The 16160-nt window shown below is 54.8% G+C and carries 17 protein-coding genes; 13 read left to right on the top strand and 4 right to left on the bottom strand.

Features of this window, described 5'->3' with window-relative positions:
* Positions 1-22: 22 nt before the first annotated feature.
* Genes fliS through FD428_RS16635 form a run of 10 tightly spaced genes read left to right on the top strand, consistent with a single transcriptional unit; the run spans position 23 to position 7357 of the window.
* Complete coding sequence (fliS, locus tag FD428_RS16680) at positions 23-415, top strand: flagellar export chaperone FliS (RefSeq protein WP_012133681.1); 393 nt, start codon at positions 23-25, stop codon at positions 413-415.
* Complete coding sequence (locus FD428_RS16675; protein ID WP_012133679.1) at positions 412-717, top strand: hypothetical protein; 306 nt, start codon at positions 412-414, stop codon at positions 715-717. The genes fliS and FD428_RS16675 overlap by 4 nt, the downstream gene beginning before the upstream one ends.
* Positions 717-1790, top strand: coding sequence for a flagellar hook-length control protein FliK (locus tag FD428_RS16670; protein WP_012133678.1), 1074 nt, complete (start codon positions 717-719; stop codon positions 1788-1790). The genes FD428_RS16675 and FD428_RS16670 overlap by 1 nt, the downstream gene beginning before the upstream one ends.
* Positions 1791-1803: 13 nt before the next feature.
* Entirely contained in the window at positions 1804-2274 is a 471-nt protein-coding gene (gene fliL / locus FD428_RS16665) for a flagellar basal body-associated protein FliL (protein WP_012133676.1), read from the top strand.
* Between the two features lie 19 nt (positions 2275-2293).
* A complete protein-coding gene (locus tag FD428_RS16660) occupies positions 2294-2989 on the top strand; it encodes a FliA/WhiG family RNA polymerase sigma factor (RefSeq protein ID WP_012133675.1) in 696 nt (231 codons plus the stop codon).
* A gap of 7 nt (positions 2990-2996) precedes the next feature.
* Entirely contained in the window at positions 2997-3860 is an 864-nt protein-coding gene (gene motA / locus FD428_RS16655) for a flagellar motor stator protein MotA (protein WP_114847681.1), read from the top strand.
* Entirely contained in the window at positions 3860-4807 is a 948-nt protein-coding gene (lafU, locus tag FD428_RS16650) for a putative lateral flagellar export/assembly protein LafU (protein WP_104869027.1), read from the top strand. Before motA ends, lafU begins: the two co-directional genes overlap by 1 nt.
* A 16-nt stretch (positions 4808-4823) precedes the next feature.
* Positions 4824-5636 carry a C40 family peptidase gene (locus FD428_RS16645; protein ID WP_317889389.1) on the top strand — a complete coding sequence of 271 codons (813 nt, stop codon included), beginning with the start codon at positions 4824-4826 and terminating at the stop codon, positions 5634-5636.
* Between the two features lie 43 nt (positions 5637-5679).
* Positions 5680-6714, top strand: a complete 1035-nt coding sequence (gene parM / locus FD428_RS16640; protein WP_196491298.1) for a plasmid segregation protein ParM domain-containing protein — start codon at positions 5680-5682, stop codon at positions 6712-6714.
* The gene (locus FD428_RS16635) at positions 6707-7357 is read left to right on the top strand and encodes a hypothetical protein (protein ID WP_123907349.1); all 651 of its coding nucleotides are present in this window, start codon (positions 6707-6709) and stop codon (positions 7355-7357) included. The genes parM and FD428_RS16635 overlap by 8 nt, the downstream gene beginning before the upstream one ends.
* An 80-nt stretch (positions 7358-7437) precedes the next feature.
* On the opposite strand, the gene mtr is transcribed toward FD428_RS16635, so the two are convergent.
* The 4 genes from mtr to FD428_RS16615 all read right to left on the bottom strand — a co-directional run bounded on the left by mtr (position 7438) and on the right by FD428_RS16615 (position 12812).
* A complete protein-coding gene (mtr, locus tag FD428_RS16630; RefSeq protein ID WP_024130622.1) occupies positions 7438-8682 on the bottom strand; it encodes a tryptophan permease in 1245 nt (414 codons plus the stop codon).
* A 136-nt stretch (positions 8683-8818) separates the two neighbouring features.
* A complete protein-coding gene (gene tnaA, locus FD428_RS16625; protein ID WP_071259965.1) occupies positions 8819-10207 on the bottom strand; it encodes a tryptophanase in 1389 nt (462 codons plus the stop codon).
* Positions 10208-10332: 125 nt separating this feature from the next.
* On the bottom strand, positions 10333-10428 hold the full coding sequence (gene tnaC, locus FD428_RS16620) for a tryptophanase leader peptide (RefSeq protein ID WP_114847683.1): 96 nt from the start codon (positions 10426-10428) through the stop codon (positions 10333-10335).
* A gap of 221 nt (positions 10429-10649) precedes the next feature.
* Complete coding sequence (locus FD428_RS16615; protein ID WP_114847684.1) at positions 10650-12812, bottom strand: TonB-dependent siderophore receptor; 2163 nt, start codon at positions 12810-12812, stop codon at positions 10650-10652.
* A 449-nt stretch (positions 12813-13261) separates the two neighbouring features.
* On the opposite strand from FD428_RS16615, the gene FD428_RS16610 reads away from it, so the two are divergent.
* Genes FD428_RS16610 through FD428_RS16600 form a run of 3 tightly spaced genes read left to right on the top strand, consistent with a single transcriptional unit; the run spans position 13262 to position 16148 of the window.
* On the top strand, positions 13262-14089 hold the full coding sequence (locus tag FD428_RS16610) for an ABC transporter ATP-binding protein (RefSeq protein ID WP_012133664.1): 828 nt from the start codon (positions 13262-13264) through the stop codon (positions 14087-14089).
* Positions 14086-15099, top strand: coding sequence for an iron ABC transporter permease (locus FD428_RS16605; protein WP_114847685.1), 1014 nt, complete (start codon positions 14086-14088; stop codon positions 15097-15099). Before FD428_RS16610 ends, FD428_RS16605 begins: the two co-directional genes overlap by 4 nt.
* Positions 15096-16148 (top strand): iron ABC transporter permease, encoded by a 1053-nt coding sequence (locus FD428_RS16600; RefSeq protein ID WP_047458603.1) that lies wholly within the window; start codon positions 15096-15098, stop codon positions 16146-16148. Before FD428_RS16605 ends, FD428_RS16600 begins: the two co-directional genes overlap by 4 nt.
* Positions 16149-16160: the final 12 nt, after the last annotated feature.

Below are 16160 nucleotides of genomic sequence, written 5' to 3'. Positions count from 1 at the left end.
TTCTTAGGGAATTTAACTTTCAATGTACGGTAACGAGCAGGAAGGCTTCGGCCTCTATCACCAATCTGACCTGGCGATTCAGGCCGCAGCAGCGAATCCGCATCAGTTAGTGCTGATGTTGTTCAATGGCCTGATGGATGAACTGGTACGCGCGAAAAGCCATATTGCGGCGCGTCGCTACGAACGTAAGGCGCAAAGCATTAATAAATGCATCGACATCCTGAACGCGCTGACCAGCGCGCTGGATTTTGAAAAAGGCGGCGAGCTGGCATTAAGTCTGGCGAATCTTTATGACTACTGCGTTTACCGCCTCTATGACGCCAGCCACAAGCTGTCTGTCGAAAATATTGAAGAGGTGGAAGTTATCCTCGGCAATATTCAGGACGGCTGGGAAAAAATGGGTCAGGGAACATGAGCTATGCGTTGACGATGCGAACGCTGATGCAGGCGTTACGCCAGGCCGCAGCCGACCATAACTGGTCTGCCGTACGGAATGTTGACCTGAAGATTGCTGAATTGCTTACCGCTGTCCGGGGTAAACCCCTGGACGCGGCAGACAGCAAAGCCCTGGACGAACTGCGGGAGATTCACCGTCAGGTGCGCGATTACTGTCAGGGGCAGAGCGACATTATCGCGAACAAAATGGCGCTCGCCATGCGCAATCGTGAAGGCGCGACGGCGTATGCCGCGTTTATGGACGCAGAGGATATGGGGTAATGGATATTCTCAATCTTTCTCAAAATGCGGGGCACGCTTCCGGTTTGCCGATGCAGGCGGAGACGATCGCCGGGCAGAGCGGCGCTCAGTCATCTGCCGGGCAGACGCAGCCAGGATTCAACGATGCGTTGATGAATGTTGTCAGCACGCTGATGGGCGGGCAGGGCAAAAATGCCCTGGGGATTACCGTCAGCGCGCAGCCGGTGAGCGTGCAGGACGAGGACGATACGGGCGATCGGCATCAGAAGGATGCCTCTCCGTTGAAAGACGATGCGCAGCAGCAGCTGTTGCAGGCGCTGTTGATGACCGGGCAGATGCCGGTTAAACCCGTCAGCTACGCGGGTCGTTCGCAAAACGAGATGAATGCGCTGACGTTGCAGACGCAGCCGTTACTGGCGGGACAGTTGCAGGAGAAGGGGGCGTTATCGCCAACGCTGCGCCCGACGCTGGCGGCAGGGGTTAACGTAACGCCTGCGACCGAGTCGCCGCAGACGCCAACCGCAGGGTTGCAGCACATTACGCCGCAGCTTATGACCGCAGTCGCTGTGGCGACGCCGACAGTGAATGCGCAGCCGGTCTCCGTTGTCTCCACGACGCCAACGGCGGCGGTGACGCCTGATGCAATGTCTGCGCATACCTCGACATTAAAACTTGATACGGAAACCTCCCGCTGGACGCAGCAGTTGCAAAGCGCGTTGGGCGATCGTCTGCAACTTCAGGTGAAGAACCAGATCCAGCACGCCACTATCCGTCTCGATCCGCCTGAAATGGGCAAGATCGACATCTCGTTGCAGCTTGATAACGGGCGCGTACAGGTACAAATCAACGCCAGCCATGCTGAGGTCTATCGTGCGCTTCAGCAAACGAGCAACGATCTGCGCCAGAGCCTGACCGAACAGAACTTTGTTCAGGTAAACGTGCAGGTCTCCTCTCAGTCAGGGCAGCAGCAGGGCAAAGAACAGCAGTTCGCACAACAACACGCCATCATTCAGGCGGGAGATGAGATAGCGGCAGGTCTGCCGGAATCAGAAAGCACCCGCCGTGAAGATGATTCGGTATTACTGACCGTTTAACAAAAAGACATTTATGAACGCAAAAACAATCTCCTTTGGGCTGGCGATCGCTTTGGTTACCGCTTTACTGACGGCATGTTTAACCGTTGCCGGCACCTGGCTACTTCGCGCGGACACGGCATCGGAGAGCAATCCGTTGACGAGCTTATTTAAATCCTCCACGCCGCAACAGGTGGAGTTCGTGGAAATTAAAAACATCCTCATCACCCTGAAAGGGAAAGGTAATGCGGAGCGTTATCTGATGCTGGAACTGAACCTGGCGACCATGAGCGCGGAAAACGCGCGGACGGCGCAAGACATGATCCCTGCGATTCGCGGGGCGACCGTCAATTTGTTTTCTGAAATGGACTATGACGCCGTGCGTGCGCTAAGCGTCAGCAACCTGCACGACAAACTCAAAGCCGCCTATGCCGCCAGATTCGACAGCCTGAAGATGGACGTCCCCTTTGATGACGTCATCATCAGCAAAATGGTCTTCCAGTGATTGATAAGCCGTATTGGACATGATGGATTTTATCGCAAGTGAAACGCTGACGCCTGCGGATGAAGCGCGCTATGTCAGCACGTATCTGCCGCTCGTCAACAAAGTGGTGAAGCAACTCGCTTACCAGACCAGTAGCGTTATTGATCGGGATGATATGGAACAGATCGCGCTAATGGGGTTATTAACCTCGTTGCGCCGTTACGGTCATCCTGATGAGCAGTTTGCCGCTTATGCCATACAACGCGTTCGCGGCGCGGTACTGGATGAGCTGCGGTTGCTTGACTGGCGTCCGCGTCGTTTGCGACAGAAAACGCATAAGCTCAATGACGCGATCCGCGAGATTGCGCGTCAGCTGGGGCGTACGCCCAGCTTTGAGGATATCAGCCACCATCTTTCCATTACGGCTGAAGAGTATCAGGAATATCTCTTACTCGATTGCGCCAAAACGCTGGAGAGTCTCGACGATCTTTTGGGTAATGACGTATATGCGGGGGCGCTGGATAGCCGTCCGCTTGAAGAAGAGATCATCGTCAGCAGAACGCTACGCAACGCGTTGGCGAGTCTTGATGAGCGTGAGCAACTTATTCTCACGCTCTATTACCAGCATGAAATGAGCCTGAAGGAAATTGCGCTGGTCCTCAATTTAACCGAGGCCAGGGTATGTCAGCTCAATAAAATCATTGCGCAAAAAATTCAGTCTTTTTTCCAGAAGTGAAAGGTTTATGCAGAAATTCTTAGGTATTCTCATCATCATGGGGTGTGTTGCCGGCGGCTTTATTTTGTCAGGCGGACACCTCGCCTCATTCTGGCAGCCGGGTGAAATCATCATTATTCTTGGCGCGGGACTGGGGGCGATGGTACTGGCGAACCCCAAAGCGGTGCTGAGCGAAATGTACCATCAGTTTCGCGGCATTATGCGCAAAAACGAATATACCGATGAGTATCAGCGCCAGCTGCTGATGCTGCTGTATGAACTGCTGGAACTGGTGCAGGACGGCGGCCTGAAGGTGCTGGATGAGCATATCGAAGCACCGGAAAACAGCGCGTTATTCCAGAAATACCCCCTCATGCTGCACGACAAAGCGCTGGTGACGTTCATCTCCGATAACTTCCGCCTGATGGCGATGGGGAAAATCAACGAGCACGAGCTGGAAGGGATTCTCGAACAGGAACTGGTGGCAATGGAAGAGAACCTTCTGCAACCGTCCCGCTCTTTGCAACGTACTGCGGAAGCGATGCCTGGATTCGGCATCTGCGCGGCGGTACTTGGCATCATCATTACCATGCAATCCATTGACGGCTCTATTGCGGTCATCGGTGTGAAGGTTGCGGCCGCTCTGGTGGGAACCTTCCTCGGCGTATTCTTCTGTTACTGCCTGATGGACCCGGTGGCGAACGCCATGGAGCAACGCACCAAAAAGCAAATCTCGGTGCTGGAGTGCGTGCGTACCGTACTGGTGAACCACGTTGCCGGTAAGCCGACGCTGCTGGCGGTCGATGCCGGGCGCAAAATGCTGCCGATGGACACGAAACCGACATTCGCGACGCTGGACGGTTGGGTAAACCAGATGATGGGTGATGCCTGATGCGTAACCGCAGCAAAGAACATACCACGATCATCAAACGCTCCTCGCGTAAAAGCCATGATGAATTTCATGGCGGCGCCTGGAAAGTGGCCTTCGCAGACTTCACGCTGGCAATGATGGCGCTGTTTATGGTGCTGTGGATCATGGGCGCGGTAACGGAAGAAGAACGTAAAGAGATTGTCTCCATGCTTAATGGCGAGTCGGTCTTTGAAGGCAACTCATTAACGCCCATTACGCAAAAAGAGGGGCAGGGCGGGCAGCTTTCGCTGATTGACAGCCGTCATCCGAAAACGCCTAAACCGTCGAAAACGGCAGAGTCGTCAAAACCGTTGACCGATGCGGAGAAGCAGATTGCTCAGCAGGCGAAACAGACGGAAAGCCTGGACGACGTGAACGCCCGCTCGCGTAATGAGATTGAAGATCTGGCGCGCATTATCATGAAAATCACCTCGACGTACGATGCACAAGCCAACCTGAAAATGGAAATTGTGCCGCAGGGGCTGCGTATTCTGGTCTCGGACGATCAAAAACGCGAGATGTTCCAGCGCAGTAGCGCAATCCTGACGCCGTTTTTCAAACGCTTACTGACGGAGTTCGCGCCGGAACTGAACAAGATTGACAACAAGATCATCATCACCGGCCATACCGATGCCACGCGTTTTCGCGATCAGGTGCTTTATAACAACTGGAACCTGTCCGGTGAACGCGCCATGCAGGCGCGGGCGGTTCTGACCACCGGGGGGCTGGATCAAAGCAAAATTCTGCAAGTGAGCGGCATGGCGGATCAGATGTTGCTTGACCCGCAACATCCGCTGAGTTCCGCGAACCGCCGCATTGAAATTATGGTGCTGACGCATTCCGCCAGTGATTCTCTGTACCAGTTCTTTGGGCAGCATGGCGAAAAAGTCATTAAACCGCTGACCGATAAACTGACGAAAAACCATTAATCAGATCGTTATTGCTGTGAAACGTTTCATCCGTTCTGTCCGTTTTGTACCTGCCCGGCATGTTCTGTGCCGCCAGGTACCTTTTTTTTCTCTCATCCTGTTATTGCTGATGCCGACAGGCTACAGCATCGCAAAGCCGAAGCCTGTAGAAGCGGGTATGACGCAGCAGGAAAACGCGTTGCAGATGCGGAAAAAAAATCGCGAGCGGCTGATGGCGAAAGTGAAAAAACGGACTGCCGTCGTACCGTTAACGCCGGAACAAAAGCAGCGGGAAACGGCGAAAAAACTGGCTGACCGCACTAAAAACCGCGAGATGCTGGCAATGCATGCTCGCTGGCAGCCCGGTAGCCTGGGAAGCTCCGACACACTGTGGAGTCAGGCGCGCAAAGGGAAGGACAAAACGGGGCGCATCAGCCCGAAACTGGCGTCCCGATTACATACCGTCATCAAGCGTCTGGAAGACCAGTTAGGTAAGCCCTATGTCTGGGGCGGTAAAAATCCGCTGGAAGGATTTGATTGCAGTGGCCTGGTTTTCTACGCCTTCAATCATGTGCTGGAGCGCAAGCTACCCCGCACGGCAAACGGCATGTATCAGGACCCCACTCTTAAACATATTCGCGTAGATAAACTCCGTCGCGGCGATCTGGTGTTTTTTAACATTAACCAGCGACCGGGCGCCGACCATGTTGGCGTCTACCTTGGAAACGATGAGTTTATTGAGGCCCCGCGTAGCGGGCTAAATATCCGCATTAGCCAGCTTTCAGATGATTTCTGGCAATCGCATTACCTCGGCGCTCGCCGCATTCTGACGGAAGAGGCGACGCTGTAAAAATGACCCTTAGATTGAGTTAAAACCCATGACCGCAACACGTATGAAATTCGCCATTGATGATGGCTCAACCAATGTGAAAATTAGCTGGATTGAAAACGGTACGCTGAAGACCGTTGTTTCGCCGAACTCCTTCCGTAAGGACTGGAAAAGCGCGGCGCTGCTGCGTGGTCAGTCGGTATACAACTACACCATCGGCACCACGAAATACACCTATGATGCGACCTCGGATAAAGCGCTTTCCACGACGCACATCGAATACCAGTATGACGATTTGAATCTGCTGGCGGTTCATCATGCGCTGCTGCAAACCGGCCTGACGCCGCGTGACGTTGAAGTTATCGTCACACTGCCGATTACGCAATTCTACAAGCCGGACGATTGCCAGCGTAACGATGAGCGCATCGAAGCGAAACGTCGCAACCTGATGCGTGAGATCTCGCTGAATAAAGGCGAGCTGTTCCGTATCGTTGATGTGCATGTTATGCCGGAGAGCCTGCCTGCGGCGCTGTCGCATCTGCTTAACTCCAACGTGAATGAATTCACCAAGTCGCTGGTCATCGACTGCGGCGGGACAACGCTGGATATGGGGGTGATTGTCGGCGAGTTTGACGATGTTTCAGCAATTTACGGCAACAACGAAATCGGCGTGGCGATGGTGACGGACGCCACGCGTAAATTACTGGCGGCGGCGGACAGCGACTCCAGCTATCTGGTGGCGAACGAGCTGATTAAGCGTCGCAACGATCTGGATTTTGTCAGAAGCGTTATCAACGATGAATCGCGGATTGACGAGATCCTTGAACGGATCGAGATCAAGATTCAGGAGCTTGGCGATCAGGTGGCTTATGAAGCGAAGAAATTCGCTAAGAACCCTAACCGCGTTTATCTGGTCGGCGGCGGTGCGCATCTGATCGAATCCGCTCTGCGCCAGGCCTATTCGACGCTCGGCGAACGCGTGGTGACGCTCGACAACCCGCAAAGCGCGCTCTCTCGCGAGATCTGCCTGTACCATGCTGAGTCAGGCGTTGAGCAGATTGATTCGCCGCAAATGGTTGAGGTAGGCGACGATGAGTAACAGGCAGATCCGCCGTGTTAACCTCTCATTGCATTTGTCGCCAGAGCGATCGCGCGCGGATTTGCGCGCGATGCTGCAACTAAAAAAATGGTATGGCGCAGTGCAGCGGGACGGGAGCGACGTCAATGACGCCAACATGGAGATCCGCCAGTTTCATCGCAATATCTATCTGTCCGGCCTGCAATTGCATCTTCTCAACCCGCAATTGTGCAGCCATGTTGCAGAATCCCTGAGCCGGGAAGGTTTGAGCCTCGAATCCCTTTGCGCGGAATTGCAGGAGAGCAATTTGCTGCCCGTCGCCCTCATGGCCGGCGATGGCGATGCAGAAAAAGAGAAAGACTTCAGCGAACAGCAGCTGGCGCAAATGCGTACGCTGATGGCGCAGGCCCTGCAAAAACAGCAGGTCGCCGCAGCGCCATCGGATAACACGCAGCATGAGGAGACGGCAAAACTGCGCGAAGAGGTCGCCCAGCTCAAAGTCTTGCTGGAACAGCAGCATCTGCTGTTGCAACAGCTGCGCGTGACGGGGCGCACGTCAACGGCGGAACCGGCTAAATCCGTAAATGCTGAAGAAGTCGATCTCAGTACCGTAGATGCGCCAACGCAGAAGATGAGTAAAGTGCGTCAGAAAGGGATCTTTTAGACTTTCGCCCGGCGCGTCACCAGTGCTGAAAAGGGAACCCGGCGGTTCCCTTTTTATTTTATGCCGCCGCGCACGGCGTACTACCGGTATACCGGCAGAAGGTTAATGCTGGATAGAATATGGATAAGCGCGTTAGCTGCCCCAAAGCATAAAATCAGGACGATCATCGCGTTGCCTCCCCATACCCGATAGTGCGGGCTGTTAAAGCGTTTGCGCGATGCGCGCGCCAGCAGCGCCGGGACAATCGCCGCCCAGACGGTGGCGGCCAGCCCGGCAAAACCGATGGCGTAGATAAACCCATTTGGCCAGATTAAACCGCCGGTGATGGGCGGAAGAAACGTGACCAGCGCAGTTTTGAAACGTCCTTTTGGCGAGTCGTCGAACCTGAAGAGATCGGCGAGGTAATCAAATAATCCCAGCGTAACGCCGAGGAACGAACTGGCGACGGCAAAGTTGGAGAAGACGGTCAGCAGCAGATCGAGCGTTGAGCTGTTCAGCAAACCGCTCAGCGTCTGTACCAGCACGTCGATATTGCCGCCTTTTTCGGCGATCTCAATAAACGCCGGACGCGGAATATTCCCCATCGTACCGACCAGCCAGATGATATACAGCACCAGCGCCATCAACGTTCCCAGCAGCAGGCAGCGGCGGATGGTCAACGGATCTTTGCCGTAATATTTCATCAGGCTGGGCACGTTGCCGTGATAACCAAATGAGGCGAGACAGAACGGCAACGTCATCAGGACGTAGGGCAGGTAGCTGGGGCTGACTTCAGCGGTATTGAGTAAAATCGTCGGCTGGACGTGCCAGAGCAAACCGCCAAACGTCATAAAGAAGGTGAGAATTTTGGCGCCCAGCACAATGGTCGTCATACGGCTCACCGCCCGGGTGCTTAGCCAGACAATAAACGCTACCGCCAGGGCGAATAATAACCCGCCGAGCCTGGCCGGAAAGACGATCCCCATTTGTGCAAAGGTATGGTGAATAACCGAACCGCTGGCGGAAATATAGGCGTAAGTCAGAATATACAGCACGAACGCGACGGTCAGACCGTTAATAATATTCCAGCGATTTCCCAGCAGGTCTTTGGTAATCGTGTCGAAGCTGGCGCCAATATGATAATTCAGGTTTGCTTCCAGGATCATTAACCCGGAATGCAGCATACAAAACCAGGTAAAAATTAATGCCAGCAGTGACCAGAAAAACCAGGCGCCAGACATCACCACCGGGAGAGAAAACATGCCCGCGCCAATAATGGTTCCACCGATAATCATTGCCCCGCCGATCAGCGACGGCGCTTTATTTGCGACCGATAATGTAGCCATAGTGCGTTTTCCTCGCGTGGCTATGCCCGTCATTGTGCAGAGAAAAGGGCGATCCCGCTTTTCTCATGCCTGAATGCGTCGAATATCGTATTAAATAGCGGAATCGCGCTCCCGCAGGGGAGCGCGTATCAGAACGTTATTTCACCGGTTTCAGCCGGGCCACAAAGTGGCGCAGCACCGGCGGTTCATAGGTGAAAGTCAGCCCTTTGATCGATGCGGCGCGGGCTTTTACGGCGATTAACGCATCCGCGATATAGTCCATGTGATCGTTGGTGTAGACCCGGCGGGGGATCGTCAGACGCAGTAACTCCATTGGCGACGGTTTTTGTTTGCCAGTGGCCGGATCGCGCCCAAGCAGCAGAGAGCCAATTTCCACGCTGCGAATCCCGGCTTCCAGGTACAGTTCGTTATTCAGCGCATGAGCCGGGAACTGTTCTGCCGGAATGTGCGGCAGCAGCAGCTTCGCATCGACAAATACCGCGTGGCCCCCGGTTGGATACTGGATTGGAATCCCCCCTTCGCGCAGCCGTTCGCCCAGGTATTCCACCTGGTTAATCCGATAGGCGAGGAAATCTTCATTCATCCCTTCTTCGAGGCCGATCGCCAGCGCTTCCATATCGCGCCCCGCCAGCCCGCCGTAAGTGACAAACCCTTCCATCGGCACGCAGCGAATGCGCACGTCGTTGAACAGATCTTCATCATCACGGAAGCAGCACAGCCCGCCGATATTGACCATCGGATCTTTCTTCGCCGACATGGTCAGCATATCCCCATACTGGTACATCTCACGGACGATCTCTTTCACCGTTTTATCCGCGTATCCCTCTTCGCGCTGTTTAATAAACCAGGCGTTTTCGCAGAAGCGGGCGGAGTCGATGACCACCGGAATATTGTGCCGCTTCGCTATTTGATACACCTCGCGCATATTGGCGATGGAAACCGGCTGGCCGCCTGAGCTGTTGCAGGTGACGGTGGTGATAATCGCCGCGACGTTTTCTGCGCCATGTTCCGCGATAGTGGCGTTGAGCAGGTCGATATCAAAGTTGCCTTTCCAGTCGTACCATGAGGTGGTGTCGAACGCTTTTGGCGTCACCACGTTGATGGCTTTCGCGCCGTTTAATTCGACATGGGCGGCGGTCGTATCAAAGTGGAAGTTGGAAATAAAGACCGGTTTTTCGGCGTTGCGGCGGGCAATCAGGCAGGGAAACAGGATTTGCTCGGCGCCGCGTCCCTGGTGCGTAGGGATCGTGAACGGGTAGCCGATCAGCTCTTTTACTTTGTCGCACAGATGGTAATAGTTGCGTGAGCCGGCGTAGGCTTCATCGCCCATCATCAGGCCTGACCATTGACGATCGCTCATTGCGCCAGTGCCGGAGTCGGTCAACAGGTCGATATATACATCATCGCTTTTGAGCAGAAAAGGGTTATATCCCGCTTCTTCAAGCGCTTTAACACGGTCGTCCCAGGTGGTCATACGAATGTTTTCTACCATTTTAATGCGGAACGGCTCAGGAATACGTTTCATATTATTTCTCCAATAGCATGTCGCGCTACGTGAACGTTATTTTTGTGCCTTTAACAGGCGCAAGAAATACCGACCAAACGTAGTGTTCAGTTAATTTTTTATTGATGTTGAACGGCTAAGGAGAATTAACGCGGAAAGTCGTTAGAAATACGCGGATCGAGGTTATACCAGAAGTGTAGACCGCCTACGGCAATGAGGCGATAAAACGATTTGTGTTTCATTACATCGTCCTCCATGAGTGAAAGGGAATTTAAAAATAGCGGAAGATTAAAATTTATCCGCGATAAAAATCACAAAATGTTCAATCTGATACAGTTCAGTTAAGAAAGTTGATGAGGCGCGCATTTTTGCGTTCATTGGGCGGTGTGAGTTTATTCATCTTAATGTGAGGGAATAGCGGGAATACCCTGCCAGAATTGACAGGGTATTTGGATGAGAAGGATCAGAACTCCATTTTTACCGTGAACTGAACTTCACGCGGGTCGCCAATCTGATTACCCAGATTATTGGTGGCAATGGATGAGGTGTAATACGTTTTATCAAACACGTTTTTCACGTTGAGTTGCAGAGTCACCGGGTATTGCAGTTTCATCTTATAGGCTGCAAAGGCATCGGCCACAAAATAACCAGGCAGATAATAGTCCGCGCCGTTGGTGGCGGAACGACGGCTTACGCCATGTCCGCCGCCGCCAATGGTCAACGTATTGCCCATAAAGGCGTTGTGAATGTCATAGGTCAGGAACAATGAACCGGTATGACGCGGTACGTTAGGCAGCGGTTTCCCTTTGTAATCGGGATCTTCCGTGACTTTCGCTGCGGTATAACCGTAGCTGGCGATGATATTGGTATTGGGCGTCAGCGAGCCCGCGACATCCACTTCCACCCCTTGTGAACGTACGCGCCCTGCGGTTTTCGCCACGGTTTCGTCATCCACGATTTCGTTGTACAGCACGTTGCGCTTATCAATATTGAACAGGGCGATATTGGCGGTGATGCCGTCAAAGAGATCGAATTTCGCCCCCACTTCATAGGCGGTAGAGGTTTCCGGCGGCAGATCGCCAATGTAGCTGGCAATAGAGTATTGCGGCATAAAGGCGCGCGATACGTTGCCAAACAGCGACACAGAAGGGGTCAGCTTATAGACCATGCCGAATTTCGGCACCCACTGCTGGTCCGTACTGTCGGTGTTGACGTTGAACGGGCGGCCCTTCCCGGCATATTCGGTGTAGTACTGATAGCGCATCCCGGCGACGGCGATCCACTTATCGGTCAGATACAGCGCATCCTGTACGTAAGCGGAATAGCTCTCCTGCTTAATCGTCTGGTCGCTGTCGGAGGCCGAGACGCTGGTGCATTTGCCGAGCGTACCGTAGACCGGATTGTAAATATTAAAGCCTTTCACGTTCTTACAGCGAATCATATCCGTGCGCAGCAGATCGTAATTCTCATAAGAGACGCCGGTCAGGATCTCGTTATAGAAACCAGCGATATCCACGTTTCCTTGTAAATCGGCGCGGGTCGCGTGCATCCGTTGGGTGGAGCCTTGCGTCGCATCCACGCGGCGGGTCAGGTTCCCGGTAGCGGAATCATAAGCCATCACGCGAGCCTGGTTATCGCTGTATTTATCCTGGCTGAAGCTGTAATCAAACTTCGCCGTCCACGCGCTGTTGAAGCGATATTCGGCATTGAGCTGCGCCAGATCCGATTCGCCATCGGTGATATTGAATTTCTCATCAAAGCGGGTTTTCCGATCCACGTTAACCGGCTGTTTGGTATTGAGATCGAAAATGGTGCCGCGATCGAACGGGGCTTTGTAATTACGGTGCGAATAGAGCACGCTGACCGTCGCGTTGTCGCCAAACCAGGTCAGGGAAGGGGAGATGAAGCTGCTCTGGTTAGTGCCATAGTTGCGCCAGTAGTCCTCGTGCTGATACTCGCCGATCAGGCGATACGCCAGTTGGGTGCCTTCAATCGGCCCGGTGATGTCAAACTGGCCTGTGCCGCCGCCGAAGCTGGAGGAGGTAGCGGAAATCGAGCCGCCAAATTGCGTTTGCGGACGTTTGGTTACGACGTTAATCAGGCCGCCGGGATCGAGAATACCGTACAGCGTGGAGGCCGGGCCTTTCAGCACTTCTACCCGCGACGTGGCCGCGTTGAAACTGCGCGGCAATACGGTTTTAAGACCGTTGGTCATCACGGAACCGTCACGATTCGCGCCGAAACCACGGCGAACAAACGCATCCTGCGTTCCGCCCAGCGTGTTGGTTTGCACGACGTTGCTGACGTTATACAGTGCTTCATCGAGCGTTGTGGCGTGCTGATCTTCCAGCACTTTGTCGCTGACGGTATTGACCACCTGCGGGATATCCAGCAGCGGCATCGACGTCAGCGTGGCGGTGGACGAACTCAGCGGTTGATAACCTGATGTGACGGCCTGATCGGCAGAAGAGGCGTCTGCGCGCACGGTCATCGTCTCTTCATTTTTGAGCGGCGAGTTTTCTTTTTCCGCCGCCATGACCGCAGGAGCCGTCGTGATACCCAAAAACAGAGCGGAGCACAGCGCTCGCCCTTTCATCCCAGAAAAATAAGGAGTTAACTTAGCCATCTTTTATTTATTCCGCAAAATACCCTGCCAAAAACGGGAGGGGAAACAGGTTTATCCAGTTCATTGCCCGGCTTGCTAGCCATGCGTTTTATCCATCTTTTAACCAACGTAAACGGCGTCAGATGTGTAATTGAGAATCATTCAATCATGGGCGTTTGTAGTAGTAAACGTAAAAATGAAAAAGAAACTACAGCGGGGTTAACGTCATAAAACCGTAGTGTTATTGCGGGAAAATAATTTTTAATTTATTGATATTTATCTGTTTTTATAAGTTTGTTCGTCTTTTTCTGCGGCGTTTTTGTTGCGTGCGTACGGTGATGTAACTACAGGGCGTAATTGCTTGACTACTACAGCGCAACCCAGCAAGATCTTAAAGAGAATGAGTTTTATTTTTATTTGAAAGGCTGCGCGCGCTGGCTTTGCCAGGCTGCGACGGCGCAGGAGTGAACATGCCACAGCATGTGGAAAACACCGCCCACAGAACGGGCATTGAGCTGAAACAGCTTTCTGCTGGCTATCGTCACCACGCCATCGTGCATGACGTCTGCCTCACTATCCCGCAAGGTAAAATGACGGTGCTGGCCGGGGCGAACGGCTCAGGCAAATCCACCTTATTAAGTACGATTGCCCGAATGCTGAAGCCGTTGGGCGGCAGCGTGCTGCTTGATGGTAAAGCGATTCATCAACAGCCGACCAAAGCGGTTTCGCGTCAGCTTGGCATCCTGCCGCAATCCCCGCTGGTGCCGGAGGGATTAACGGTTTTTGAACTGGTTTCGCGCGGGCGTTTTCCCTGGCAGAATTTTCTCCAGCAATGGACCGATGATGACGCACAGGCCGTAGAGCAGGCGTTACAGCTCACCGGAACAACCGACTTCGCCCATTTGCCGGTGGAGAGTCTCTCCGGCGGGCAGCGCCAGCGGTGCTGGATTGCGATGGCGCTGGCGCAGCAAACGCCGTTTATTCTGCTGGATGAGCCTACAACCTTTCTCGATCTGCGTTATCAGGTAGAGATCCTTGAGCTTCTGCACTCCCTGACCCGCCATCATGGTCGTACCGTGGTGGTGGTGTTACATGATCTCAATTTCGCGGTGAATTACGGCGATATGCTGGTCTTTCTCAGACAGGGACGGCTGGAGGGGATCGTACATGAAGGAGAGCACTGTACGCCGGAGCTGATCAAATCGGTGTTTGACGTCGATGTGCAGATGTCGGTGAATCCGTTGACCGGAAAGCCATTCTTCATGCCGTTTCGTGCCAGGGCTGGAGCGGAAGAATGACGGCTATGGTCATCGCATCAGGCCGCCGTCGTGGTCGATTTCTGCTGGCGCTTCCTGTCTTGCTACTGCTGCTGTTTATGCTGGCGGTGATTCATCTGGGCGTCGGGGCGCGTGCCGTCAGTCCGCAGACCGTCATTCAGGCGTTATTTCACTTCGATGCCAAAAACTTTGATCACCGAATCGTTATCTCTCTGCGTCTGTTGCGTATGGCTGCGGCCATGCTGGTTGGCGCGGCTTTGGGCGTAGCCGGCGTTCTGTTACAGGCATTGATTCGCAACCCGCTGGGCGAACCGCACATTCTGGGGCTGAATGCGGGGGCCGCGTTCTCCGTGGTGCTGTGTACCGCGCTGGGCGTCGCGGGGCTCAGTCAGTCACTGGTTGCGGCAGGGGGCGCAGCGGCACTCTTTTCGCTGGTGATGGCGCTCTCTTCCGCCGGGCGTGGCGGAGTGACGCCGCTGAAGGTCACGCTCTGCGGCGTGGCGCTGTCGGCGATGGTGTCGTCGCTCACGGCGGCAATCCTTATTCTGGATGAGCAGACGTTGCTGGCGATGCGCACCTGGCTGGTGGGCGATCTCGCGGGGATGAGTTGGGAAAAAGTACGCCAGGCCCTCCTGCCGTCGCTGGTTGGCGTTGTACTGGCGGTAGCGATAGCGCCGGGGCTGAATATTCTGGCGCTAGGCGACCGGATGGCCTGTGGGTTGGGCGTTAATATTCTGCGCATTCGTCTGATGGCGATGATCGCCATTGCGCTGCTGTGCGGCGCGGCGGTATCCGTCGCCGGGCCGCTGGGTTTTATCGGGCTGTTGGTTCCGGGCGTCATCAGACGCCTGGTGACGGAAGACATTCGCCAGATGCTCCCGCTGGCGGCGCTGCTGGGGGCGGCAGTGCTGCTACTGGCGGATATCGTTGCCCGAACCCTGCTTGCCCCGCAGGAGCTGGCTACAGGGGTGATGACCGCGCTGGTCGGCGCGCCGGTGTTTATTTTCATTGCGTCGAGATTTCTTAAATGAGCGTTGTTCTGGCGCGTGCCGGGCTGCGCGCATGGCGGGTGGGGAAATTCTCACGCCTTGTCCGGCTGAAAACGGTGTGGTGTGTGCTGGGGTTTGCCACGCTGGCCGCCGTACTGCTGGTTTCGGGCGTGTTGCAGGGGTCGCTTCCCGTTCCGGCTTCCGCCATCGGGCGTGCGTTGTTCTCTCCGCAGGCGTTAACGGAGCAGCAGCAGTATGTTGTCTGGGATGTCCGTCTTCCGCGTTTGCTGATGGCGCTGCTGTGTGGAGCAATGCTGGGGCTGGCTGGCGCGGCGATGCAGTCGATTACCCGTAACGGCCTGGCTGACCCCGGTCTTATCGGCGTGAAAGAGGGGAGTAGCGTGGTGGTACTGGCGTTAGTGCTGCTCTTCCCGTCGGTCAGCCTGGTCTGGCGACCGCTGGCGGGTATTGCTGGCGGATTACTGGTCGCCGCGCTGGTCATGCTGCTGGCCCGTGATTTCTCCCGCCCGCGATTTGTGCTGATCGGCATTGGCGTCTCATGGTTCTTTGCTGCGGGAATGGGCGTTTTTATGACGACAGCCGATGTCCGCGATGTGCAAACGGCGCTGGTCTGGCTAGCCGGAAGCCTGCACGCCGCCACCTGGCCGTTGCTGTGGGTGGCGCTGGGGTGGGCGTTGCCTGCGGCTGTTCTGCTGTTTGCGACGGCGAGAGCATCGGATGTGGCGCTGCTGGGTAATCACACCGCGACCGGGCTCGGGGTGCGTCTGTCTCATCTGGCGCTGCTGCGTTTTATGGCGCCGGTCTTTCTGACCGCCGCCAGCGTCTCCTGCGTGGGCAGCCTGGGGTTTGTCGGCCTGATGGCGCCGCATATGGCGCGTTTTTGCCTGCGCGGAGGGCAAATGGCGTTGCTGTGGGGCAGTGCGCTCATTGGCGCTCTGCTGGTGCTGCTCACGGATACCATCGGGCGTCTGGCCTTTGCGCCGCTGCAAATACCGGCGGGGATCGTGATTGCGCTGGTCGGCGGCCCTTTCTTTTTACTGTTGCTCTGGCGTCGTCGGGATCGTTTGTAATTTTTAAGAGGG

This window comes from Citrobacter sp. TBCP-5362, assembly GCF_005406305.1.
GTDB classification, from domain to species: domain Bacteria; phylum Pseudomonadota; class Gammaproteobacteria; order Enterobacterales; family Enterobacteriaceae; genus Citrobacter_B; species Citrobacter_B koseri.
Note: the sequence above shows the minus strand (reverse complement) of the source record. Positions and strands in the feature narration are given on the sequence as shown.